The 22,270-nt window shown below is 63.8% G+C and carries 19 protein-coding genes; 14 read left to right on the top strand and 5 right to left on the bottom strand.

The window, feature by feature from the left end; all coding sequences use genetic code 11:
• The first annotated feature begins 59 nt into the window (after window positions 1–59).
• From putP to RYH74_RS00140, 9 genes are all read left to right on the top strand, one after another.
• A complete protein-coding gene (putP, locus tag RYH74_RS00180; RefSeq protein WP_075046559.1) occupies window positions 60–1,538 on the top strand; it encodes a sodium/proline symporter PutP in 1,479 nt (492 codons plus the stop codon).
• A gap of 185 nt (window positions 1,539–1,723) precedes the next feature.
• Window positions 1,724–2,560 (top strand): 23S rRNA (adenine(2030)-N(6))-methyltransferase RlmJ, encoded by an 837-nt coding sequence (locus RYH74_RS00175; RefSeq protein WP_286100669.1) that lies wholly within the window; start codon window positions 1,724–1,726, stop codon window positions 2,558–2,560.
• Window positions 2,561–2,771: 211 nt separating this feature from the next.
• Complete coding sequence (locus RYH74_RS00170) at window positions 2,772–4,529, top strand: carbamoyltransferase (RefSeq protein WP_013974482.1); 1,758 nt, start codon at window positions 2,772–2,774, stop codon at window positions 4,527–4,529.
• Window positions 4,513–5,643: a glycosyltransferase gene (locus RYH74_RS00165; RefSeq protein ID WP_075046557.1), complete on the top strand. Its 1,131-nt coding sequence runs from the start codon at window positions 4,513–4,515 to the stop codon at window positions 5,641–5,643. The genes RYH74_RS00170 and RYH74_RS00165 overlap by 17 nt, the downstream gene beginning before the upstream one ends.
• Window positions 5,643–6,539, top strand: coding sequence for an antimicrobial resistance protein Mig-14 (locus RYH74_RS00160; protein ID WP_085691385.1), 897 nt, complete (start codon window positions 5,643–5,645; stop codon window positions 6,537–6,539). Before RYH74_RS00165 ends, RYH74_RS00160 begins: the two co-directional genes overlap by 1 nt.
• Window positions 6,536–7,939 carry a PIG-L deacetylase family protein gene (locus RYH74_RS00155; RefSeq protein WP_317408788.1) on the top strand — a complete coding sequence of 468 codons (1,404 nt, stop codon included), beginning with the start codon at window positions 6,536–6,538 and terminating at the stop codon, window positions 7,937–7,939. The genes RYH74_RS00160 and RYH74_RS00155 overlap by 4 nt, the downstream gene beginning before the upstream one ends.
• 49 nt (window positions 7,940–7,988) lie before the next feature.
• Window positions 7,989–8,945, top strand: coding sequence for a glycosyltransferase (locus RYH74_RS00150; RefSeq protein ID WP_075046554.1), 957 nt, complete (start codon window positions 7,989–7,991; stop codon window positions 8,943–8,945).
• A gap of 58 nt (window positions 8,946–9,003) precedes the next feature.
• On the top strand, window positions 9,004–9,777 hold the full coding sequence (locus tag RYH74_RS00145; protein ID WP_075046553.1) for a glycosyltransferase family 2 protein: 774 nt from the start codon (window positions 9,004–9,006) through the stop codon (window positions 9,775–9,777).
• Window positions 9,778–9,814: 37 nt separating this feature from the next.
• The gene (locus tag RYH74_RS00140) at window positions 9,815–10,906 is read left to right on the top strand and encodes a glycosyltransferase (RefSeq protein WP_317408787.1); all 1,092 of its coding nucleotides are present in this window, start codon (window positions 9,815–9,817) and stop codon (window positions 10,904–10,906) included.
• A gap of 3 nt (window positions 10,907–10,909) precedes the next feature.
• Here the strand turns inward: RYH74_RS00140 and RYH74_RS00135 are convergent, their stop codons facing one another.
• Window positions 10,910–11,515, bottom strand: a complete 606-nt coding sequence (locus tag RYH74_RS00135) for a toluene tolerance protein Ttg8 (protein ID WP_015272032.1) — start codon at window positions 11,513–11,515, stop codon at window positions 10,910–10,912.
• 101 nt (window positions 11,516–11,616) lie between these two features.
• Here RYH74_RS00135 and RYH74_RS00130 point away from each other — a divergent pair, with 101 nt between their 5' ends.
• The 3 genes from RYH74_RS00130 (at window position 11,617) to hldE (ending at window position 16,168) form a co-directional block, all read left to right on the top strand.
• Window positions 11,617–12,792 carry an O-antigen ligase family protein gene (locus RYH74_RS00130; RefSeq protein ID WP_286100666.1) on the top strand — a complete coding sequence of 392 codons (1,176 nt, stop codon included), beginning with the start codon at window positions 11,617–11,619 and terminating at the stop codon, window positions 12,790–12,792.
• A 15-nt stretch (window positions 12,793–12,807) separates the two neighbouring features.
• On the top strand, window positions 12,808–14,616 hold the full coding sequence (msbA, locus tag RYH74_RS00125) for a lipid A export permease/ATP-binding protein MsbA (protein ID WP_075046549.1): 1,809 nt from the start codon (window positions 12,808–12,810) through the stop codon (window positions 14,614–14,616).
• A gap of 130 nt (window positions 14,617–14,746) precedes the next feature.
• Entirely contained in the window at window positions 14,747–16,168 is a 1,422-nt protein-coding gene (hldE, locus tag RYH74_RS00120; protein ID WP_025340854.1) for a bifunctional D-glycero-beta-D-manno-heptose-7-phosphate kinase/D-glycero-beta-D-manno-heptose 1-phosphate adenylyltransferase HldE, read from the top strand.
• 128 nt (window positions 16,169–16,296) lie between these two features.
• Here the strand turns inward: hldE and RYH74_RS00115 are convergent, their stop codons facing one another.
• From RYH74_RS00115 to RYH74_RS00100, 4 genes are all read right to left on the bottom strand, one after another.
• A complete protein-coding gene (locus RYH74_RS00115) occupies window positions 16,297–17,265 on the bottom strand; it encodes a metal ABC transporter ATPase (RefSeq protein ID WP_075046548.1) in 969 nt (322 codons plus the stop codon).
• Between the two features lie 50 nt (window positions 17,266–17,315).
• The gene (locus RYH74_RS00110; RefSeq protein WP_013974470.1) at window positions 17,316–18,128 is read right to left on the bottom strand and encodes an aldo/keto reductase; all 813 of its coding nucleotides are present in this window, start codon (window positions 18,126–18,128) and stop codon (window positions 17,316–17,318) included.
• On the bottom strand, window positions 18,125–19,300 hold the full coding sequence (locus RYH74_RS00105; RefSeq protein ID WP_075046547.1) for an NAD(P)/FAD-dependent oxidoreductase: 1,176 nt from the start codon (window positions 19,298–19,300) through the stop codon (window positions 18,125–18,127). The genes RYH74_RS00110 and RYH74_RS00105 overlap by 4 nt, the downstream gene beginning before the upstream one ends.
• Window positions 19,301–19,461: 161 nt before the next feature.
• On the bottom strand, window positions 19,462–19,794 hold the full coding sequence (locus RYH74_RS00100) for a DMT family transporter (RefSeq protein ID WP_137162525.1): 333 nt from the start codon (window positions 19,792–19,794) through the stop codon (window positions 19,462–19,464).
• 87 nt (window positions 19,795–19,881) lie between these two features.
• Between RYH74_RS00100 and RYH74_RS00095 the strand changes: the two genes are divergently transcribed.
• Window positions 19,882–20,772 (top strand): LysR family transcriptional regulator, encoded by an 891-nt coding sequence (locus tag RYH74_RS00095; protein WP_025340850.1) that lies wholly within the window; start codon window positions 19,882–19,884, stop codon window positions 20,770–20,772.
• An 11-nt stretch (window positions 20,773–20,783) separates the two neighbouring features.
• The gene (gene waaA, locus RYH74_RS00090; protein WP_286100662.1) at window positions 20,784–22,055 is read left to right on the top strand and encodes a lipid IV(A) 3-deoxy-D-manno-octulosonic acid transferase; all 1,272 of its coding nucleotides are present in this window, start codon (window positions 20,784–20,786) and stop codon (window positions 22,053–22,055) included.
• Window positions 22,056–22,270: the final 215 nt, after the last annotated feature.

Raw genomic sequence — 22,270 nt, 5'->3', positions numbered from 1 at the left:
GGTGCAACCGCCATGGCTGCGGTTGTGCATGACATAAAAACAAACGCCAGGGCACACGCATGGGCAATCCTCTAACGATCACTTTCGTGGTCTATATCGCCGCAATGGTGCTGATCGGCTTCGCCGCCTATCGCTCCACCAATAACCTTTCCGACTACATCCTCGGCGGTCGCAGCCTGGGTAGCGTGGTCACCGCGCTTTCCGCCGGCGCTTCCGACATGAGCGGCTGGCTGCTGATGGGCCTGCCGGGCGCCATCTACTTCTCAGGCTTGTCCGAAGCCTGGATTGCCATCGGCCTGACCGTCGGCGCCTACCTGAACTGGCTGTTCGTCGCTGGTCGTCTGCGCGTGCAGACCGAGCACAACGGCGATGCACTGACCCTGCCGGACTACTTCTCCAGCCGCTTCGAAGACAACAGCGGCCTGCTGCGGATCATCTCGGCCATCGTGATCCTGGTGTTCTTCACCATCTACTGCGCCTCCGGCATCGTTGCCGGTGCCCGTCTGTTCGAGAGCACCTTCGGCATGCCGTACGAAACCGCCCTGTGGGCCGGTGCTGCTGCGACCATCGCCTACACCTTCATCGGTGGTTTCCTGGCGGTGAGCTGGACCGATACCGTGCAGGCTTCGCTGATGATCTTTGCGCTGATCCTCACTCCGGTGATCGTGCTGATCTCCACTGGCGGCTTCGATACCACCTTCGCTGCCATCGATGCGGTCAACCCGGCCCACTTCGACATGTTCAAGGGCGCCACCTTCATCGGCATCATCTCGCTCATGGGCTGGGGGCTGGGCTACTTCGGTCAGCCGCACATCCTGGCGCGTTTCATGGCTGCCGACTCGGTGAAGTCGATCGCCAACGCCCGTCGTATCTCCATGACCTGGATGATCCTTTGCCTGGTCGGTACCTGCGCGGTGGGCTTCTTCGGCATCGCCTACTTCTCGGCGCATCCTGACCTGGCAGGCCCGGTCAGCGAGAACCACGAGCGTGTGTTCATCGAGCTGGCCAAGATCCTGTTCAACCCATGGGTTGCCGGTGTGCTGCTGTCGGCCATCCTCGCGGCGGTAATGAGTACCCTGAGCTGCCAGCTGCTGGTGTGCTCCAGTGCCCTGACCGAAGACTTCTACAAGGCGTTCCTGCGCAAGAATGCTTCGCAGGTCGAGCTGGTGTGGGTCGGCCGCCTGATGGTGCTGGCCGTCGCCCTGATCGCCATCGCCATGGCCTCCAACCCGGAAAACCGCGTGCTGGGCCTGGTGGCTTACGCCTGGGCCGGCTTCGGTGCTGCCTTTGGTCCGGTGGTGCTGATTTCGGTGCTGTGGAAAGGCATGACCCGTAACGGCGCACTGGCCGGTATCGTGGTGGGTGCACTGACCGTGATCCTGTGGAAGAACTTCGACACCCTCGGGCTGTACGAAATCATCCCGGGCTTCCTGTTCGCCAGCATCGCCATCTTCGTGGTGAGCAAGCTGGGCAGCCCGTCGCAGGCAATGGTCAAGCGCTTCGAGACTGCTGATGCGGCGTATCACGCTGACAAGTAATACCCGTTGAGTCGGCGGCGCCTGCTTCGCGGGTGAACCCGCTCCCACAGGGATTGCACAGAACTCAAATTCTGTGAGGTGCCTGTGGGGGCGGGTTTACCCGCGAAGATGCCGTCGCCGATCAGCAGCCAGGCCTGACTCCGCCTGCAAGGCAAGGTAAACTTGCCACCCCCGCAGGAGTTGCCATGAACTATCGTCACGCCTTCCACGCCGGCAACCACGCCGACGTCCTCAAACATATCGTGCTGACCCGCCTCATCGCCTTGATGTCGCGCAAGGAGCAGCCGTTCGCCTACATCGATACCCATGCAGGGCTTGGCCTTTACGACCTGCAGGGCGACCAGGCAACCCGCACCGGCGAGTGCCTGGAAGGTGTCGCCCGCCTGTGGAATCGCGATGACCTGCCGGCCATGGCCGACGACTATCTGCGTATCATCAAGCGCCTGAATGCCGATGGCGAGCTGCGCTACTACCCCGGTTCGCCCGAGCTGGCCCGCCGCCTGATGCGCCAGCAGGACCGCGCCCTGCTCAACGAGAAGCATCCCGAGGACGGGCCGCTGCTCAAAGAGAACATGAAGAAAGACCCACGCGTGGTCGTGCACCTGGGCGAAGGCTGGCATGTGCCGCGGGCCTTGCTGCCCGTGCAGGAAAAGCGCGCGATCATGCTGATCGACCCACCGTTCGAGCAGGCTGACGAGCTCAAGCGCTGCACTACCGCCATGAAAGAGGCGATCAGTCGCATGCGCCAGACCGTCGCGGCCATCTGGTACCCGATCAAGGACCAGCGTTCGCTGACCCGCTTCTACCAGGACCTGACCAGCACCGGCGCACCGAAACTGCTGCGGGTCGAGTTGTATGTGCACCACCAGGACAGCCCGCAGGGGCTCAACGGCTCAGGTCTGGCCATCGCCAACCCGCCGTGGGGGTTGGAAGAAGAGCTCAAGGAGCTGCTGCCATGGCTGGCCAAAGAGCTGGCGCAAACCGCTGGCAGCTTCCGCATGGACTGGTTGATCGCCGAATAGGCAGTTGCCTTGGGGCATCTGTGGGAGCGGGCGTGCCCGCGAAGCAGGCGCTGCGGTGCATGGCACCGGCTTTGCCGGTGTTCGCGGGCGCGCCCGCTCCCACAGGTTAATGCAGTGCCTATCCTGATGTTTGCGTTATAATCCCGCCCTTTAGCCGCCACCCGCCCAAGAGGCCGCTGGCGCATTTCTACCGAATGAAGAGGCTAATCCCTTGGCATTGACGATTCTTGGCCTGTCCGGCGCCCTTAGCCATGACCCTTCCGCGGCCTTGTACATTGACGGCAAACTGATTGCCGCCGCCGAAGAAGAGCGCTTCGTGCGTGACAAGCATGCGAAGAACCGCATGCCCTACGAGTCGGCGAAGTTCTGCCTGGAACAGGCAGGCATCAAGCCATCCGACGTCGACGTGGTAGCCATCCCGTTCGCCCCGATCAGCCTGTTCGGCAAGGCGCGCTGGCACTATGCCAAGCGCTATTGGTACGCCCCGGACCGCGCCCTCGACGCCATCCTGATGGGCAACCGTCGCTACAAGCGCTACCGCAAGAAGATCGTCTGGTGCCTGGAGCAACTGGGCTTCGACCCGAAAAAGGTCAAGATCGAGCCGGTCGAGCACCACTTGGCTCACGCCTCCAGTGCCTACCACTGCTCGGGCTTCAAGGAAAAAACCGCAATCCTCGGCATCGACGGTAAAGGCGAATACGCCACCACCTTCTTTGGCTACGGCGAAAACGGCAAGATCCACAAGATCAAGGAGTTCTTCGACCCGGACTCGCTGGGCGGCCTGTACGGCGCAATCACCGAGTTCCTCGGCTTCGAGATGCTCGATGGCGAGTTCAAGGTCATGGGCATGGCGCCGTATGGCGACGCCAGCAAGTACGACTTCTCGCGCCTGGCCAGCTTCGAAAACGGCGAGCTGGTGATCAACACCGAATACGCCAACGTCATTGGCCTGCGCCGCTATAAAGAGAAGGGCAAGGGCTTCTACTTCTCGCCGAAGCTGATCGAATGGCTGGGCCCCAAGCGCGAAGGCGACATCGCCGACGAGCCGTACATCCATTACGCGGCCAGCATGCAGGCGCTGTTCGAGAAGATCGCCCTGCAGATGATCGATCACTACCTGGGCGACGTCCTGCGTGAAACCGGCAAGCTGGCCTTTGCCGGCGGTTGCGCGCTGAACGTCAAGCTCAACCAGAAGATCATCGCCCGCCCAGACCTGAAAGAGCTGTTCGTCCAGCCTGCTTCCGGTGACGCCGGTACCGCCGTGGGTGCTGCCGCCTACGTTTCCCACGCCCGTGGCGTGCCGGTCGAGAAGATGGAACACGTCTACCTCGGCCCTTCGTACTCCAACGAAGACGTGATCGCTGCCTGCGCCCGTCACCCGAACGCGCCGAAGTGGCGCAAGCTCGACGACATGCCGCAGCGCATCGCCAAAATCATGGTCGATGGCAACCCGGTGGCCTGGTTCCAGGGCCGCATGGAGTTCGGCCCCCGTGCCCTGGGCGGCCGTTCGATCATTGGTTGCCCGAGCGTGCCTGGCGTAGCCGACCGCATCAACGAGCAGATCAAGTTCCGCGAACGCTGGAGACCTTTCTGCCCGTCGATGCTCGACACCGTCGCCCCGCAGATGATCAAGGTCGACCACCCGGCGCCGTTCATGACCTTCACCTTCGAAGTGGCTGAAGAGTGGAAGACCCGCGTGCCGGAAGTGGTCCACGAGGACGGCACTTCGCGTGCCCAGGTGCTCAAGCGCGAGTACAACCCGCGCTACTACGACATGATGAAGGCGCTGGAAGACCTGACCGGCAACGGCGTGTCGCTGAACACCTCGCTGAACCGCCGTGGTGAACCGATGATCTGCTCGCCGACCGACGCCCTGAACATGTTCTTCGGCTCGGACCTGCAGTACCTGATCATGGAAGACATTCTGGTTGTGAAGGACGGCGCGGCCCCGTATGACCAGCCGCTCTGAACCGCGCATCCTGCAGTTCTGCCATGGCTATGACGGGCCGTTCCTGGACTGCGCCCGTCAGTACGCCAGCCTGTTCCAGGGGCGTGGCTACCAGGTCACCACGGTGTTCCTCACCGGCGCCGCCGACCCGCAGGTAGCGGCTGGCTGCGCGTCGGACGAGGTGCTGTTCCTGGAGTTCAGCTCCAAGGCCGTGCGCGGCCTGAAACTCGGCGCCATCCGTGCATTGCGGCGGATTGCGGCCGAGCGCAATTTCGCCTTCTGCATTGCCCACCGCTTCAAGCCGATCTACGTGGCGTTGCTGGGCACCGGCTTGCCGGTGATCGGCGTGCACCATGCTTTCGGTGATTACGAGCGCAAGGGGCGACGCATCTTCGCCAACCTGTTCAGCAAACGCCTGAGCTTGCTGGGCGTGTCGGATGCAGTGCGTGACGACATGCGCCGCTGTCTGCCGCAGTGGCCGGCAGAGCGTATCCAGACCTTGTACAACCGCATCGACATCGACGCCCTGCAAGCGGCCCTGGTGCCACGCGCCGAGGCCCGCCAGGCCTTGGGCCTGGATGCGCAGGCGTGGATTGTCGGTAACGTCGGGCGCCTGCACCCGGACAAGGACCAGGCCACCCTGCTGCGTGGCTTTGCCGAAGCGCTACCGGGGCTGCCGGCTGGCGCCCGCCTGGCAATCCTTGGCAAGGGGCGCCTGGAAGCCAAGCTCAAGGCCCTGGCCGCCGAGCTGGGCATTGCCGGGCAAGTGGACTTCCTTGGCCAGGTGCCGGATGCGCGCCGTTACTTCCAGGCGTTCGATGTATTCGCACTGAGCTCCGACCATGAGCCGTTCGGCATGGTCCTGCTCGAAGCCATGGTCGCCGGTGTCCCGGTACTGGCCACGGCCTGTGGCGGTGCCCGCGAAGTGGTCGAGGGTGTTGGCGTGCTGTTCCCACTGGGCGATGCCGGGCAACTGGCCCAGGGCCTGAAGCACATGGCTTTGCTCGATGGGCAGCAGCGCCAGGCCTGTGCCGAGCACATGCTGCAGCGCCTGCGTGAACGCTTCTCTGACCAGGCGGTGCGCGAGGCCTTCTGGCAGCTGCCGCAAGTCCGTGCGTTGGTGGGGCAGGCCTGATGCTCAACCGTATCCAGGCCTTCCGCGAACGCGGTTGGCAAGTTATCGACGCCAAGGCCTACGCCGAGGCATGGGCCCGCTTTGGTGGCAGTGTCGCCACCCATCCTTTGGTGGTCGAGCAACTGGCGGACCTGGCACAGATCCCGGTGCGTTACCTGGGCTGGCACCAGGCCGGCGAGCTGAAGGCCGCCATCCCCACCTGGGGGCGTCACCTTGCGCTGTCCAAGGATGTGCTCAAGCGTGCCGGCAAAAAGGCCCTGTTCGACCTGGGCAACGCCGAGATCATCCTGCCGGCGGCGGCCGATGCCGCTGCACCGTTGCGCCATGCCGCGCGCTACCTGTCCGAACTGAACCAGGGCCGCTTCAGCGGCCTCAAGGCGCAGAAGGAACAGCTGGCCATGGCCCGTGCCCACGAAGACTTGTCGAAGAAGTTCCGCTACAACCAGCGCCGCGAGCTGCGCCTGCTGGAAGAGGCGGGCGGTGTGGTGCGCCCGATCAGCGACTTCAGCGCGCAGGAAATCGCCAGCATGTACTGCGACCTGTTCCTGCGCCGCTGGGGCTTCCCTGCCACCGGCGCCGAGCGCATGGCCGAGGTGCTGGAACGCCTGCGCGAGCTGCTGATCGGCTCGGTGCTGCTACTGGACGGCAAGCCGATTGCCATCCAGCTGGTATACCGTGTCGAAGCGCCGGAATGGATCAGCGTCGAGTACATCAATGGCGGTGTCGACCCTGAAACCAAGGCTTTCAGCCCCGGCAGCGTGCTGAGCTTCCTCAATACCCAGGCCGCCTGGGAAGACGCCCGTGCGCGCAACAAGCCGTTGCGGTTCTCGTTCGGCCGTGCCGACCGCGAGTACAAGGACCGCTGGTGCAACCCCGTGCCGGTGTATCAGGCGTGAGTCGCAAGCAGCAGTTGCTCAAGCGCCACCGGCGCAACAAGCGCCTGGGCCTGCTAGCGGGCCTGGTCGCGCTGGTGGCCGTAGGTGTGTTCAGCTGGTGGTGGTTGCCACTGTTGCTGTTGCCGCTGCTGTGGGCAGCCCATGAAGCCTGGTTTGCCGACCACCTGTTCTATGCGCCTGGCGAGGACTACGCCTACGACTTCGGCGAGCAGACCCGGGAGGCTCCTACCAGCCTGAGCGGCGGCTTGCTCAAGGCTGACTGCGTGCTGCAGGGCAACGAAACCCTGATCCTCGAGCTGCGGGTAAAAAGCAGCTGGCTGGGGCGCTTCCTCGACCCGCAGGTCGAGCTGGTGGCTGGCGAGCAGGCCGACCGGCAAACCTTCGAGCGCGGCGTCGATGGCGTGCGCTTCCTCAACTTGACCGGCCTCGCCGCACCTCTGCAGGCTGGCGCGTTGCGCCTGCGTGGCCGGCATTGCCGGCTGTCGGGCCAGCCGCGCTTGTGGATAACCCCGGCGGTCGAGCTGCAACGGCGCCGGGTGATGGTGATCGCGCCGCATGCCGATGATGCCGAGCTGGCCGCTTACGGTCTCTACAGTCAGGCCGACGAAACCTGGGTAGTGACCCTGACCGCCGGTGAGATCGAGGCCGAACACTATCAACAGATGGGCCTGGCAAAGGCCGAAGCCGCGCGCCTGAAGGGCCGCCTGCGGGCTTGGGACAGTATCGCCGTGCCGCGCTGGGCCGGTGTGGCGGAATCGCGTTGCGTGCAGCTGGGCTACTTCTGCCTGCAGCTGCCTGCCATGCAGGCTGCGCCAGACCAGCCGGCCGCGTCCCGTGAGGCCGACCTCGCCGACATTCGCGTCTTCCGCCGCTTCAACCCGTTCCCGCTGCCGGCCGACGGCGATGGCGCGCCGACCTGGCGTAACCTGCTGGCCGACCTGCGGACCTTGCTGGAAATGGCCAGGCCAGAGGTGCTGGTGATGCCGCACCCGCAGCTCGACCCGCACCCCGACCACATATGTGCCCAGGCAGCGGTGCTGGAAGCCTTGCAAGGCCTGGCCTGGCAGCCGCAAACCCTGCTGTGCTACGCCAACCACCTGCACGACAACGACCGCTGGCCGATGGGCGACAGTGGTGATGGCGTGGCCTTGCCACCGCAGCTGAGCACCGCCCAGGCGTGGGCACCTTGCAGCCTGGTACTGGACCTGGCAACCCAGCGCGACAAGGCCATGGCGCTGGGCATGATGCACGACCTGCAGCCGCCGGCGCCGTTCAAACGCCGCCTGCGCCGCTTGTTGCAGCGCTGGCTGGCCGGGCGGCGGCCGTCGCCTTACGGCGAGAACGAATTCTTCCGCAAGGCCGTGCGCCGACATGAACTGTTCTGGCGGCGTGAGCTGTAGCTACGCCCCCATGGTTGACCGCGATGGCGCAGAGCGCCCAAGGAACCCAATGAAAGTCCTATTTCTGGTGCAGAAGGAACAGCGGGCGATTCTCGACCGCCTGTACGATGGCGTCGCGGCCAACTGCGAGTGCGACCTGCGCTGGCTGACCAGCGAAGACCAGCGCAACCTGCGCCGCTATTTCAAGCGTGAAGTGCAGGTCGAGCGCTATGACCGCATTGTCTTCTTCCTGCGTTTCAAGCAGGAAATCCGCCAGGCGGCGTTCATCCGTACCGTGCCGAACCTGGTCATCCTCGAGCACGATGCCTACCAAAACTACATCCCGTGCAAATACACCGGCAAGTTCAGCGCCCATTACCGCAAGCTGCCCTGGGCGCGGGTGATCAGCTCCGGCTACATGGTCAGCGAGCGCCTGCGCCAGGAAGGTTTCGACGCCGTGTTCGTGCCCAAGGGCTACGACGAGCAGTTGCTGGCCGACCAGGGGCGTGAGCGCGACATCGAACTGGCCTTCGTCGGCAGCACCAACAGCGTGGCCTACAGCGGCCGCAAGGCATTGCTGGACGAGCTGGGCCGGGTCGAGAACCTGGTAGTGACCCGTACCAAGTCGGGTGAGGACTACTGCAACACGCTCAACCGGATCCGCTTCTTCGTCAGTGCCGACGTCGGCATGGGCGAATACATGATCAAGAACTTCGAAGCCATGGCCTGTGGCTGTGTGTTGCTGGCGTATGACCAGGGCGAGGAAGAGAACCGCGCGCTGGGCCTGCAGGACATGCACAACGTGGTGTTCTATGACAGCATCCCGACCCTCCAGGAAAAGCTTCGCCGCTTGCGTGCGGAACCTGAACTGGCCCGGCAGATTGCAGAAAATGGCCGCCATCTGGCGGTTTCCCGTTTCAGTTTCGGGGCAGTTGGACGTAGCATCGTCGATCATATGCGCCCAGCGCTCAGGCCTCATCCGCCGTTGTCTGCATGGCAGCGATTGCGTCTGAAGCTAGGGATCTAACCGAGTAATTCTCGGTCCTAGGGAGCGAAGTCGGCTATCGCAATGCGGAGGGAGTCCGGTGCGCTTTTCAAATGAGAGTGACGTCACGCTTGTCGTGACCAGTTGTGGGCGGTTCGATCTGCTCAAAAATACCCTTGAGAGTTTCGATCGCTACAATACCGCGCCCATTCGCGAAGTGTTCATCACTGAAGATTCCGGTGACGATGCCGTGCATGCCGCCGTGCCGGAGCACTGGAAACCGCACTGCAAGGTGTTCGTCAACCGGCCCAAGCTGGGCCAGTTGCCGTCTATCGACCTGGCCTACAGCCACGTCAAGACGCCCTACATCTTCCATTGCGAGGACGACTGGCACTTCTATCGCCAGGGCTTCGTCGAAGACTCCCGAGCCATCCTGGACGCCAGTCCCGACCTGTTGCAGGTGTGGCTGCGCAGCCATGCTCATGACCTGGCCATTCACAGCCCATACATTCGCCTGGGCGATCGCCAGGTGATCGCCGGGGTGCCTTGTTACCCGCTGCTGTCCGACAAGGCCGAGTGGCAGGCGTTTTCGCTCAACCCGGGGCTGCGTCGTTTGAGCGATTACCAGCGTTGCGCGCCGTTTGCCGCCTATGCTGGAGAGAAGGCACTTTCCCGGCGCTACGCTGAGTTAAATCTGACAGCGGTCACCTTGGAGGGTGACGCAGTATTGCACACCGGATTTGGTAATCACGTGACCTTGCCCATCGAAGTGGAGCGCAAGGCCAAACGTCGTAGACGTGATCGGATAAAGTTGACATTGACGCTGGTGGCGGGTGCCGTGATTGGCATGGGAATCACCATTTTTGTTCAATGAAGTCGCTGTCCCACCTGACATGAGCGGGAGAGGGCCCATGAACATCGTCAATATGATGTGGGCGGGTGGAACGCCATACATGTCCATCCACAAGGTGCATCGGCAGATACTGTCGCACGCGGGTGCCGATGCCCGGATCAGTAACTGGCTGCTGCTTGGTAGCGGGCTCAGTTGTGGGCTTGGTTCGACCCGGGAGTGGCATATGCCGTCACGGGCGCTGAAAGGGCGGCACTTCTGGCGGCTGTTGCGCCCATGGTTGCGCATGCGCTTGCGCAAGGCGCTGAACGAGGCCCAGGCTGAAGTCGTGCTGCTCGACGGTGTCGGTGTGGCGCGGTTGGTGTTGCCGTTGTTGCAGCAGGTTCCGCAGGTGCGTGCCAAACTGCTGTTCCACGGCAAGACGCGCCTGAGTGCCAGGGATATTCGCTTGCTGCGCATGTTTCCGGCCGAGCGGCTGAGCATCGCCGCCGTTTCGCAGACGCTTGCAACGTCACTCGAACACGAGCTTGGCAGGCCGGTGCAAACCTTGCGCATGGCCCTCGACCCGCTGGCTTTCGCCGAGCCGTTGTTGAACCGGGAGGCGGCCAGGCAGTCCCTGCAGTTGCCGCAGGTAACCGGGGTAATGCTGGGCGCGGTCGGGCGGCTGGTGGAAAGCAAAGGTTTCGAAATGCTGATCGAGGCGTTCGCCAAGGCCAGTGCGCACCAGCCGGGCCTGCAGTTGGCAATCATCGGCGAAGGCCCTCTGCGTGAGGTGCTGCAAGCCCGTATCGACGCGCTGGGCCTGGCCGGGCGTGTTCACCTGAGTGGTCATCGCGACGACCTGCAGCAACTGTACCGGGCGTTCGACTGGCTATTGGTGCCTTCGCGCTCCGAAGGCCTGGGGCTGGTGGTGCAGGAGGCGGTCATTGCTGGCGTGCCGGTGGTGTGCAGCGACCTGCAGGTGTTCCGCGAGCAGTTGCAGGACACCGGTGGCTACCTGCCCGTTGCCAATGAAAATGCCTGGGCCGAGGCAATCGAGCGTTGCTCGGTACTCGGTGCCGCGGAGGTAGCTGCCCGGCAGCGCCAGGCGCTGGCCCCGGAGAAGGCCTGGCAGGCATTCTGCAATGGGTCGCAAAGCCTGCTGCGCAGCTGACACTCAGCGTGCCAGCAGGGCTGCCTCGAAGGCGGCAAGGGGGAACCGATCGCCCAGGTTCTCCCGCTCGATGTAGCGCACCATATGCTGCACATTCCGCCGAATCATGCGCGCCGACAGTGGCGGGCGCAGGAAGCGCATGTCGGCCACGTCGATCAGGCCCAGTTGCTGGTCGGGGGTGACCACCACATTACCCAGGTGCAACGAGCGGAAGTACACGCCGCTGCGGTGCAGTTGACGGATCAGTTCGATCAGGCGCGGCAGGTAGGTGTCCCAGCTGAAACCTTCATCGCGCGACATCTGCAGCAAGGTGCGCCCTGGCAGCGGGCGGTACAGCACGGCGGTACGGCCCGGCAGGTCGAGCTTGTGCTGGCTGATTACTTCCAGTGTAGGGATGCCCAGTTGTGCAAGGCGTGCGGCGTTATCGACGAAGCGCTGCGAGTACGGGCGCAGCAGCGCAGATGAAATCAGCCGCTTCCTACGAAAAACCTTGAGGAAATTACCATCCGCGAGCAGGTAGACTTTGGCGCCATGGCTGTCTGCCTCAAGCACCTGTGCGCCTTGTGTCAGCTGATCGAAGTCGACCTGGGGGAGCCGGGAGCATTGCATGAATAGAGCCTTGTCGTCGGGCGAACGGAATGACCGGCAATAATGCCGAAAATAATGTTGTAGCACCATTCAATGGTGTCTTTGATTCAACGGGGGAAGGGATGTTGTATCAAAAAAACTGGGCGCGAGCCTGGTTGGGGTTTGGTCTGGTCTGGTTCCTGTCAGCGATCGCCCTGGCACCGAGCAACAAGGTCTATCAGCAAGGTCTGGTGCTGTTCCTGTGGCTGCCGACGCTGGTAATGGCGTGGTCCGCAAGGCAAGTAATAATGCAGGCCTGGCGGCGTCAGCCGGCCTTGTGGGGGAGCGTGCTGTTGCTGCTTGTGTGGAGCGGGCTCAGCCTGGTCTGGTCGAGCGCAGAAAACCCAGGGCGCGAGGCCAAGCGCCTTCTCTACATCCTGCTGTTCCTTTTGGCGTTTCCGCTGCTGGCCCAGCTTGGCCTGGCCCGTGTCCGCCAATTACTGGTGGTCGGTAGTGCCTTGCTGGCGGTGGCGGCGCTGATCTCGGTCATTCATTTCTACGGCCTGGAGGGCAAGCCTTGGCTGGTCCGCCTGGAGGGCATCGGCGAAATATCGCACCCTATTCTCGGTGCCTATGTCATCGGTTCGGCAGTGCTTTTCCTGGTTTACCAGCCGCCGCAGCAGCGTGGCCTGCAGTTGGCGTGGCTGGCAGCACTGGCTTGTCTGGGTGTGTTCGTAATGCTTAGCCAGAGCCGCGGGGCGTTGCTGGCCTTGGTGTTTACCGTGGTCCTGGGCCCGCTCTGGTTCCGCGACCGTCATAGCCGGGTATTTTCCATCCTGGCCGCCATCGCCACCGGCCTGGCCTTCTATTTCGTTTATGACCTGATCACCCACCGCGGTTCGTCCTACCGGCCGGAGATCTTCCATGCCGTAGTCGACATGATTGCTGCTGCTCCCTGGAGCGGCCTGGGCCTGGGGGCAGCCTACGACGTGACTGTTGGGAACAGGCATTTTGACCACACCCACAATATGTTCACCCATGTCGCTGTGGAGATGGGCTTGCCTGGCATGCTGCTGTGGATATTGGTGTGGTTGTATACCTTGGGCGAAATCGTCCGCGCACGCGGCACGCTGTTCGGCAAGATCCTGCTCGGTTTCTGGGTGTACTCCACCCTGGCCATGCAATTCGATGCCGCCAGCCTTACTGGTACGCCACGTGCCGAATGGTTCATCAGCTGGCTGCCTGTGGGCCTGGCCATGTTGCTGCCATGGGGGAGTGCCGAAAATGACGCCTGTGGTAAAATTTCCGGTTCAACCTGAACAGCGAGCTTGATAATGGCCGAAACACCGCGACCGGCGGAACACACCTCCAGCCTGAAGATCTACTTTCGGCTGCTGAGCTATGTGAAACCCTATGTCGGCATTTTCCTGCTGAGCATCATCGGTTTCGTGATCTTTGCCTCGACCCAGCCGATGCTGGCCGGGATCCTGAAGTATTTCGTCGATGGGCTGAGCAACCCCGAAGCGGTGTTGTTCCCCAACGTCCCCTATCTGCGCGACCTGCAACTGCTGCAGGCGGTGCCGCTGCTGATCATCCTGATCGCCGCGTGGCAGGGCCTGGGCTCGTTCCTCGGCAACTACTTCCTGGCCAAGGTTTCCCTGTGCCTGGTGCACGACCTGCGTGTGGAACTGTTCAACAAGCTGCTGGTGCTGCCTAACCGCTACTTCGACAACCACAACTCCGGGCATCTGATTTCGCGCATCACCTTCAACGTGACCATGGTCACCGGTGCCGCCACCGATGCGATCAAGGTGGTGATCCGCGAAGGCCTGACCGTGGTTTTCCTGTTCGGCTATCTGCTGTGGATGAACTGGCACCTGACACTGGTGATGGTCGCCATCCTGCCGGTGATCGCAGTAATGGTCAGCGTCGCCAGCAAGAAATTCCGCAAGCAGAGCAAGAAGATCCAGGTGGCCATGGGCGACGTCACCCACGTTGCCTCGGAAACCATCCAGGGCTATCGCGTGGTGCGCAGCTTTGGCGGTGAGGCCTACGAAGAGCAGCGTTTCGGCAAGGCCAGCCAGAGCAACACCGACAAGCAGCTGCAAATGACCAAGACCGGCTCGCTGTACACGCCGATGCTGCAACTGGTGATCTACACCGCCATGGCCGCGCTGATGTTCCTGGTGCTGTTCCTGCGCGGTGATTCCACTGCCGGTGATCTGGTGGCTTACATTACGGCCGCCGGCCTGTTGCCCAAGCCGATTCGTCAGCTTTCGGAAGTCAGCTCGACCATCCAGAAGGGCCTGGCCGGTGCCGAGAGCATCTTCGAGCAACTGGACGAAGCACCTGAAGTGGACAGCGGTACCGTCGAGAAGGAGCGAGTGAAAGGGCACCTGGAAGTGCGCAACCTCAGCTTCACCTACCCGGGTACCGAGCGTGAGGTGCTGAGCGATATCAGCTTCGTCGCCGAGCCAGGGCAGATGATTGCACTGGTCGGCCGCTCCGGCAGCGGCAAGTCGACCCTGGCAGCGCTGATTCCGCGCTTCTATCACCACGACCAGGGGCAGATCCTGCTCGATGGCGTGGAGATCGAGAGCTATCGCCTGCGCAACCTGCGTCGCCACGTTTCGCAGGTGACCCAGCATGTCACCCTGTTCAACGATACCGTGGCCAACAACATCGCCTATGGCGACCTGGCCGGCGCCCCCCGCGCCGACATAGAAGCCGCTGCGGCTGATGCCTACGCCAAGGAGTTCATCGACCGGCTGCCGAAAGGCTTCGATACCGAAGTGGGTGAAAACGGCGTGCTGCTCTCCGGCGGCCAGCGCCAGCGCCTGGCCATTGCCCGGGCACTGCTGAAGAACGCGCCGCTGCTGATCCTCGACGAGGCTACCTCGGCGCTGGATACCGAGTCCGAGCGGCATATCCAGGCTGCCCTGGACCATGTGATGCAGGGCCGTACCACGCTGGTGATCGCCCACCGCCTGTCGACCATCGAGAAGGCCGACCAGATCCTGGTCATGGACCAGGGCCGCCTGGTCGAGCGCGGCACCCATGCCGAGCTGCTCGCGGCCAATGGCCATTATGCCCGCCTGCATGCCATGGGTCTGGATGAGCCGGCCAAGGCCGATATCACCTGACCCCTCGCTGATCGGGGCCATCGCGGCCCCGATTGTCACGGGAATTTTCCTGGGGTGATCTGGCCATAAAGCCGTCGTCTACCCTGTGCTAATATCCTGCCCCTGTTCATTATTTCCATATGGGTTGCCCATGAAGTTGTCCATGCCGCGTTTCGATCAAGCCCCGGTACTGGTGGTCGGCGATGTCATGCTCGACCGCTACTGGCATGGCGGTACTTCGCGTATCTCGCCTGAAGCGCCAGTCCCGGTGGTCAAGGTCGATCAGATCGAGGATCGCCCCGGCGGCGCGGCCAACGTTGCCTTGAACATCGCCGCCCTGGGCGCGCCGGCTTCGCTGATTGGCGTCACCGGCCAGGACGAGGCCGCCGACAGCCTGGCCAACAGCCTGCAGGCTGCAGGCGTGCGCTCGGTGTTCCAGCGCATCGCGCACCAGCCGACCATCGTCAAGCTGCGGGTCATGAGCCGTCACCAGCAGTTGCTGCGCATCGATTTCGAAGAACCGTTCGCCACCGACCCGCTGTCGCTGGGCGCAGAGGTCGACAGCCTGCTCGAGGGCGTCAAGGTGCTGGTCCTGTCCGACTACGGCAAGGGCGCACTGAAAAACCACCAGAGCCTGATCCAGGCGGCGCGGGCCAAGGGCATTCCGGTGCTGGCCGACCCCAAGGGCAAGGACTTTTCCATCTACCGTGGCGCCAGCCTGATCACCCCCAACCTCAGCGAGTTCGAGACCATCGTCGGCCGTTGCGTCGATGAGGCCGAGCTGGTCGCCAAGGGCCTGCAACTGCTGCAGGACCTGGACCTTGGCGCCTTGCTGGTGACCCGTGGCGAGCACGGCATGACCCTGCTGCGCGTCGGCCAGCCGGCGCTGCACCTGCCGGCGCGGGCGCGTGAAGTGTTCGATGTGACCGGTGCCGGTGATACCGTCATCTCCACCCTCGCCGCGGCCATCGCTGCCGGCGAGGACCTGCCCCACGCGGTGGCCCTGGCCAACCTGGCGGCGGGTATCGTGGTCGGCAAGCTGGGTACGGCCGCGATCAGCGCCCCCGAGCTGCGCCGGGCGATCCAGCGTGAGGAAGGCTCCGAGCGCGGCGTGCTGGGCCTGGAGCAACTGCTGCTGGCCATCGACGACGCGCGGGCACACAAAGAGAAGATCGTCTTCACTAACGGCTGCTTCGACATCCTGCATGCCGGGCATGTCACCTACTTGGAACAGGCGCGGGCCCAGGGCGATCGCCTGATCGTCGCGGTCAACGACGATGCCTCGGTCAGCCGCCTGAAAGGGCCGGGCCGGCCGATCAACAGCGTCGACCGGCGCATGGCCGTACTGGCCGGGCTGGGGGCAGTGGATTGGGTCATCAGCTTCCCCGAGGGCACGCCGGAGAACCTGCTGAGCCAGGTCAAGCCGGACGTGCTGGTCAAGGGTGGCGACTATGGCATCGACCAGGTGGTGGGTGCCGATATCGTCAAGGCCTATGGCGGTACCGTGAAGGTGCTGGGGCTGGTCGAGAACAGCTCGACCACGGCGATCGTCGAGAAGATTCGCAAGAACTGATGCTTTGGGGCTGCTGTGCAGCCCTTCGCGGGCGTGCCCGCTCCCACAAGTACGGCGCAGGATTGAGGATTACACCGCTCCTGTGGGAGCGGGCATGCCCGCGAAGGGCCGCCTGGCGGCCCCAATCATCATTTATGCAGTGAAGTACGCGCCCGCTCCAGCAGTTCCCGCGCCTTGTCGCCAAACCGCTGCAGGTGCGATGCCCGCACCGGCTTGTTCTCCACCAACCCCTGCTGCTTCACCCAATCCTTCCAGCGCACCCGCTCGTCCGTGACCACCCAGCCCTCCTGCCGGGCAAAGCTTTCGGCCAGGTACAGCCCGCGTGTGCTCGCCGGCACCAGTTCATCCTTCTTCACGGTATACAGCTCAGCCAGTGGCTGGCCGTCCTTCAGTGGCATCAGGTACAGGTCTGGCCGTTTGCGGTTTAGCCGCGCCACCAGTTGGTCGCCCTCCAGCCGCTCATCAACGTGGAACAGGCTGAGCTTCTTGGCGTCCCGGGGTACCTGCAGGCGCATGTCGTAGATCAGTTGCAGCGAGGCGGTGGGCAGGTGCACATACGCCCGTGGCCGTTCCAGCAGCATCAGCTTGCCGCAGTGCACCGGGCGCGCGGCACCGGACTCCGGGGCCAGCACGAAGTGCGGCGTTTCGCGGTAGTGCAGGGCGGCAGCGTAGGGCACCGGCAACCAGGTGTCGTTGAAACGCCCGCCCAGCCAGCCTTCCGGGGTTTCCAGCAGGCATTCCTCGGCCACTTCCTGCACGGCCGTGTGCAATGGCAGGTTCAGCTCCTGCGCCGGCACATAGCCGGAAATCAGTTTCAGCACCACATCGCCACGGTCTTGCCGGCGCTGACGTACCAGCACCCAATAATCGCGGTTCTGCCAATGCAGGGTCAGCCGTACCGACACGCCCAGGTTGGCCAGTTCGATCACGAAGCGCTGCACGTCGGGCAACTGGATGGCCTTGCGCCGTTGTTGGATCTGGGCAAAGTTCAGCGGCATGCCGATGCTCTGATAGATCAGCCCTTCGGGCGTGGCCTCGACATGCAGCGGCAGTGTCTTGAAGTTGCTCGGGTTCTTGCGGATCAGCGTTCGCGCCACGAGGCTCCTCCTTGCGTCGGGTCAGTCCAGGCCCGTGGGCCTGGGGCAACTCAATGCTGGCCCAGGATACGGGCGACGGTGGCCACGTTGTGGGCCAGGTGCAACGGATTGATGGTGCCGACGATAGCACTGCTGACGCCCGGGTGGGCGAACAGCAGCTCGAAGCTGGCCTGCACCGGGTCAACGCCCGGGGCCAGGCAGATATGCCCGCTGGCCAGGGCCTTCTTCACCAGGATGGCCTTGCCGTGTTCGGCAGCGTAGTCCAGCACCGGGCGTTCTGCCTGTTCGTTGAGGTTGTAGGTGACCATGGCGCAGTCGCCTTGCTCCAGCGCCTTCAGGCCGCCGGCGACGGTCTTGCCGGACAGGCCGAAGCCGAGGATCTTGCCCTCCTGCTTGAGCTCGGCAAGGGTCTGGTAGACCTCCTGCTGTTCCAGGATCGCCAGGTCGTTGCCGTCGGAATGCACCAGCACCAGCTCGATGCGGTCGGTTTCCAGGCGCCGCAGGCTGCGCTCCACCGAGCGGCGGGTGTGGGCGGCGCTGAAATCGAAGTGCGATTGGCCATTGTCGAATTCTTCGCCAACCTTGCTGACGATCACCCATTCATCGCGCTGGCCGCGCAGCAGCGGGCCCAGGCGCTCTTCGCTGCGGCCGTAGGCCGGGGCGGTGTCGATCAGGTTGATGCCCAGTTCGCGGGCCTGGGCCAGCAGCAGGCGGGCTTCGTCATCGCCGGGGATGGTGAAGCCGGTGGGATACTTCACGCCCTGGTCGCGGCCCAGCTTGACCGTGCCCAGGCCCAGCGGCGAAACCTTGAAGCCGGTGCTGCCCAAGGGGCGATGGAAATCGTGCAGGGTCGGCAGGCTCATGGCAGCAGTTGCTCCCAGGCCGGTACGCCCAGCGGTGGGCGTGGCAGGTCGGCCAGGTCGGCCTGCGCCTGTGGGTGGATACCGTCGCGCTCCAGGTGGCTGATGACCCGGTCGCTGAAGTCCGGTGCCAGGGCCAGCTTGGTCGGCCAGCCGACCAGCAGGCGTTGCTGGTCGGCGAGGAAGGCGTTGTCCGGGCGTACCAGGCCCGACTGCGCCGGTTCCGCACGGTTGACCCGCAGGGTGGCCCAGCGCACCTGGCTCTGGTCGACCCATGGCAGCAGGCTGGCGATTTCTTTCTGTGCCGCGGCGATTTGCGCAGCCGGCTCGCGGGCAACGCCTTCGGCTTCGGCCAGGTCGCCGCCCAGGTACCAGACCCACTGGCCATCGGCGGCCGGGTGGGTGGTAACCGTCACCCGTGGCTTTGGCCCGCCACCCAGGCAATGGGCGTAAAGCGGTTTCAGGTTGGCACCCTTGGCCATCACCATATGTAGCGGGCGTGTCTGCATGGCTGGCTGGTTCAGGCCCAGGGCATGCAGCAGCTCTTCGGTGCCGGCGCCGGCGCTGAGCACGATGCGCTGGGCGCGGATGTCGCGCCCGTCGACGCGCAGGCCGACCAGGTCGTCGCCCTCGCGCAGTGGCTCGATGCGCTCACCGGCCAGCAGGCTGTCGCCTGCCAGTTCGGCCAGGTTGGCCAGCAGGCTGGGTACGTCGATGACCAGTTCGGCCAGGCGATAGACCTTGCCCTTGAAGGCGCAGTCCTGCAGCGCCGGTGGCAGTTGCTCGCCCTTCACCTGGTCGACGCGGCCGCGCACGGCTTTGCTGGCGAAGAAGCTGGTGAGGTTGCCGGCCAGCGTGCCTGGCGACCACAGGTAGTGGGCGTCGGACAGCAGGCGGGTGCGGGTCAGGTCCAGCTCGCCGCTGCCGCTCAGCGCTTCGCGCCAGCGTCGCGGCATGTCGGCGATGGCTTCCGAGGCGCCGGTCAGGGCACCGTGCAGGGCGTACTTGGTGCCGCCATGGATGATGCCCTGGGACTTGATGGTCTGCTCGCCGCCAAGGCTGGCGCGTTCCACTAGTACTGTCGAGTAGCCCAGCCGGCGCAGGCGGGCATTGAGCCAGAGGCCTGCGACCCCGGCGCCGACGATCAGCACGTCAGTGGAAATGGCGGATGGCATGGCGGTACCTCGAAGACTGGGACAGCTGGCAAGTATACAGGGTATACCTGTGATGGCCCTATCGCCGGCAAGCCAGCTCCCACAGGGATGGCGTTGACCCTGCGGCCTGTATCAACTCTGTGGGAGCTGGCTTGCCGGCGATGAGGCCTGTACAGGCTGCCTCAATGCCCAGCAGTCTTCGAAAACAGCTGAATTACCACCACCCCACCCACGATCATGGCCATCCCCAGCATCGCTGGCACATCCAGCTTCTGCCCATAGATCACCAGCGCCGCCACGCTGATCAGTACAATCCCCAGCCCAGACCAGATGGCATAGGCGATCCCAACCGGAATGCTGCGCACCACCAGGGTCAGCATCCAGAACGCAATGCCATAGCCAACCACCATCAGCAGCAACGGCACGGGCGTGCTCAAGCCTTTCACCGCTTTCATGGAAGCGGTGGCGATGACTTCGGCGCAGATGGCGATGGCGAGGTAGGTGTAGGCATTCATGGCGGGATCCTCCGGTAACTGGTCGGGCATTCTAGACGTAACCTGGATGGGGTAAAGTCATTACCTATCACTATTGGAGATAGGTCGATGGCCGAGCAGTGGAACCTTGAACAGTTGCGTACCTTCCTGCGTGTTGCAGAACTGCGCTCGTTCTCTGCCGTGGCCCGCGAGCAGCGCAAGGCCCAGTCGGCGATCAGCAGCGCGATCGCCCTGCTCGAAACCGACCTGGGGGTTACCTTGTTCGAGCGCAGCAGTGGCCGGCAACCCAAGCTGACCGAGAACGGCAGCGCCCTGCTGGAAGATGCCCGCGAACTGTTGCGCCAGTGCGAGCGCCTGGATGGCCGTGCGTTGGCGCTGATGCGCGGGCAGGAGGCCTTGTTGCGGGTCGCCCAGGACGAAGCCATGCCCTACCAGCCGGTCATCGACAGCCTCGACGAGCTGGCCAGCCGCTACCCGTTCCTGGAGGTGCAGTTGGCCAGCGGTGCCCAGGGCGATGTGGCGCGCAAGCTGGTGGAGCGGCGCGCCGATCTTGGCCTGTTCTTCCACCACGAGAGCATCCCGGCCTCGCTGGAGCGGCGCGCCCTGGGCAGTGTGGAAATGGTCACGGTGTGCGCGGTCGGCCACCCGCTTGCCGGCGAAGGCCGGGTTACTCGGCAGCAATTGGCGCGCCACCGACAATTGCTGATTGCCCCGCAGCAAAGCGGCTACCCCGGCGGCGAAGCGATCAGCCCGCAGGTATGGCGCGCCGACAGCTTCTATGCCATGGCCGAACTGCTGATGCGCGGCCTGGGCTGGGCCTGGTTGCCGCGGCACGTGGTGCAGTATCCGACCTATCAGGCGCACATGGTCGAGCTGGACAGCGAATGGCGGCCACCGGCCTTGGTGGTGGAACTGGCCTGGCGCCGCGACGAGCCACTGGGGCCTGCCGCGCAGTGGCTGGCCGAGCGCTTTGCGGTGCACCTGCGCGCGATCGGGTAAACTCCGCGGCCATGAACAGAACTCTCTATACCTTGTTGTTTCACCTGGGCCTGCCGCTGGTTGCGCTGCGCCTGTACCTGCGTGCGCGCAAGGCGCCGGCCTATGGTCAACGCATTGGCGAGCGCTTTGCCTTCAGCCTGCCGGCCATGCGCCGGGGCGGCATCTGGGTGCACGCGGTGTCGGTGGGCGAGAGCATTGCGGCGGCACCGATGGTGCGTGCCTTGCTCAAGGCCTACCCGGAATTGCCGATCACCCTTACCTGCATGACCCCGACCGGTTCAGAGCGCATTCGCGCCATGTTCGCCGACGAACCTCGCGTGCAGCATTGCTACCTGCCCTACGACCTGCCTTGGGCGGCAGGGCGCTTTCTCGACCATGTGCAGCCGAAGCTGGGCATCATCATGGAAACCGAGCTGTGGCCCAACCACATCCACCAGTGTGCGAAGCGCGGCATTCCAGTAGCGCTGGCCAACGCACGCTTGTCTGAGCGCTCGGCCCGTGGCTATGGGCGCTTTGCCGGGCTGACCCGGCCGATGCTGGCCGAGATGAGCCTGATTGCCGTGCAGACCGAAACCGAGGCCCAGCGTTTTCGTGACCTGGGCGCGCGTCCGGAGTGCGTGCAGGTCACCGGTTCGATCAAGTTCGACCTGAAGATCGATGAGCAACTGTTGCCGCGCGCAAGGGCATTGCGTGAACAGTGGGGGGCTGCACAGCGCCCGGTGTGGATCGCCGCCAGCACCCACGAAGGTGAAGATGCGTTGATCCTGCAGGCACATCGGCAGTTGTTGCAGGTGCATGGCGATGCCCTGCTGATCCTGGTGCCGCGCCACCCCGAGCGATTCGCAGCGGTGCATACGCTGTGCAGCGAACAGTTCACCACCGTGCGGCGCTCTGCCGGCGCGCCGGTCGATGCGCAGACTCGCGTATTGCTCGGCGATACCATGGGCGAACTGCTGTTCCTCTATGCCCTGGCCGACATTGCCTTCGTCGGTGGCAGCCTGGTGGCGACCGGCGGGCACAACCCGCTGGAGCCCGCGGCGCTGGCCTTGCCGGTGCTGATGGGGCCGCATGTGTTCAACTTCCTCGAAATCAGCGCGATGCTGCGCGAGGCGGGGGCGTTGCAGCAGGTGGACGATGCCGATGGGCTGGCTGAAGCGGTGCGGCGGCTGGTCGAGTTGCCGCAGGACGCGCAGCGCATGGGCGAGGTGGGCAGGGCGGTAATGCGGGCCAATCAAGGGGCTTTGCAGCGGTTGCTCGATGGGCTGGGTGCCTTGATCCGTTGATTACCGACATATCCACTCAAATGCCCATTCTAGAGTGGATATGATTAATTTTAGTCATTCTTTCCTACGACACTAGGTATAACTTCCTACATTGGATTTATCGTCGATAGGAAATTTCCTACGAATATTGCTTTAAAGTCAGAAGTGTCCCACGCATCTGTCGGAGCCTTGTAGGACGCTTGTCCTATTGCTTCAGGCTAGTATCGCCTCATGTT

It is taken from the genome of Pseudomonas sp. LSJ-87 (assembly GCF_032971465.1).
Classification (GTDB): Bacteria; Pseudomonadota; Gammaproteobacteria; order Pseudomonadales; family Pseudomonadaceae; genus Aquipseudomonas; species Aquipseudomonas putida_Z.
The sequence above is the reverse complement of the archived record's forward strand: the minus strand, read 5'-3'. Positions and strand labels throughout refer to the sequence as shown.

What these genes read in the sequence shown, in the direction of transcription:
- putP (WP_075046559.1), top strand. Translation starts at nt 60, where the DNA reads ATGGGCAATCCTCTAACGATCACTTTCGTGGTCTATATCGCCGCAATG.
- RYH74_RS00175 (WP_286100669.1), top strand. Translation starts at nt 1,724, where the DNA reads ATGAACTATCGTCACGCCTTCCACGCCGGCAACCACGCCGACGTCCTC.
- RYH74_RS00165 (WP_075046557.1), top strand. Translation starts at nt 4,513, where the DNA reads ATGACCAGCCGCTCTGAACCGCGCATCCTGCAGTTCTGCCATGGCTAT.
- RYH74_RS00160 (WP_085691385.1), top strand. Translation starts at nt 5,643, where the DNA reads ATGCTCAACCGTATCCAGGCCTTCCGCGAACGCGGTTGGCAAGTTATC.
- RYH74_RS00150 (WP_075046554.1), top strand. Translation starts at nt 7,989, where the DNA reads ATGAAAGTCCTATTTCTGGTGCAGAAGGAACAGCGGGCGATTCTCGAC.
- RYH74_RS00140 (WP_317408787.1), top strand. Translation starts at nt 9,815, where the DNA reads ATGAACATCGTCAATATGATGTGGGCGGGTGGAACGCCATACATGTCC.
- RYH74_RS00135 (WP_015272032.1), bottom strand. Translation starts at nt 11,515, where the DNA reads ATGCAATGCTCCCGGCTCCCCCAGGTCGACTTCGATCAGCTGACACAA.
- RYH74_RS00130 (WP_286100666.1), top strand. Translation starts at nt 11,617, where the DNA reads ATGTTGTATCAAAAAAACTGGGCGCGAGCCTGGTTGGGGTTTGGTCTG.
- msbA (WP_075046549.1), top strand. Translation starts at nt 12,808, where the DNA reads ATGGCCGAAACACCGCGACCGGCGGAACACACCTCCAGCCTGAAGATC.
- hldE (WP_025340854.1), top strand. Translation starts at nt 14,747, where the DNA reads ATGAAGTTGTCCATGCCGCGTTTCGATCAAGCCCCGGTACTGGTGGTC.
- RYH74_RS00110 (WP_013974470.1), bottom strand. Translation starts at nt 18,128, where the DNA reads ATGAGCCTGCCGACCCTGCACGATTTCCATCGCCCCTTGGGCAGCACC.
- RYH74_RS00105 (WP_075046547.1), bottom strand. Translation starts at nt 19,300, where the DNA reads ATGCCATCCGCCATTTCCACTGACGTGCTGATCGTCGGCGCCGGGGTC.
- RYH74_RS00100 (WP_137162525.1), bottom strand. Translation starts at nt 19,794, where the DNA reads ATGAATGCCTACACCTACCTCGCCATCGCCATCTGCGCCGAAGTCATC.
- RYH74_RS00095 (WP_025340850.1), top strand. Translation starts at nt 19,882, where the DNA reads ATGGCCGAGCAGTGGAACCTTGAACAGTTGCGTACCTTCCTGCGTGTT.
- waaA (WP_286100662.1), top strand. Translation starts at nt 20,784, where the DNA reads ATGAACAGAACTCTCTATACCTTGTTGTTTCACCTGGGCCTGCCGCTG.